Consider the following 751-nt stretch of genomic DNA (forward strand, 5'->3'; position numbering starts at 1 on the left):
GCCATCAGCGGCAGGGTCAGGCCGTCGTCGCCGGCGTAGACGTCGAGGTCCGTGGCGGCCAGGACGCGGGTGGTCGCGGCGTAGTCCGCCTTGGCGTCCTTGAGCGCGACGACGAGCGGATGCTCGGCCAGCCGGATCAGGGTTTCCGTCTCGATGTTGATGCCGGCGCGGCCGGGGATGTCATAGACCATGACGGGCAGGCCGATGGCCGAAGCGATGGTCTCGATGTGGGCCTGCACGCCGGCCTGGCTCGGCTTGTTGTAGTAGGGGGCGGTGATGAGCAGTCCGTCCACGCCGGCGCTGGCGGCGCGCCGGGAGAGACTGACCGAGTGGCGGGTGTCGTTGGTGGTGGACCCGGCAATGACCTTGGCCCGTCCCCCCACAGCCTCGACGACGGCCCGGAACATGCCCTCGTTCTCGTCGTCGGTGAGCGTCGAGGTCTCGCCGGTGGTGCCGGTGACGACAAGCCCGTCGCATCCGTCCTGGACCAGCTTGTCCGCCAGTTCCGCTGCCTTCCCGTAGTCGACCTCGCCCTCCTCGGTGAAGGGGGTGACCATTGCGGTGACCATGGTGCCAAAGGGATACTCACGAACGTCAGACTCAACCATAGGGAAAACGTTACCGTGTCCGCGGGTCCTATCGGCAATGGCGTACAAGGCGCGACACAGAGCTTCACGTCACGTGCCGCGGCTCCCGCCGCCGTAGCGGCCGGGCCCGGCGGCCGGAGCAGGCGGGCATGTCAGCGGGGCGC

At 68.7% G+C, this 751-nt stretch carries 1 protein-coding gene; it reads right to left on the reverse strand.

Annotated elements, in window-relative coordinates; genetic code table 11:
• Nucleotides 1–608, reverse strand: a 608-nt coding sequence (gene dapA, locus AC5RUJ_RS17615) for a 4-hydroxy-tetrahydrodipicolinate synthase (RefSeq protein WP_494156425.1), incomplete at its 3' end; no start/stop codon positions are given.
• Nucleotides 609–751 lie beyond the last annotated feature (143 nt).

Source organism: Arthrobacter sp. Y3223164 (assembly GCF_059091005.1).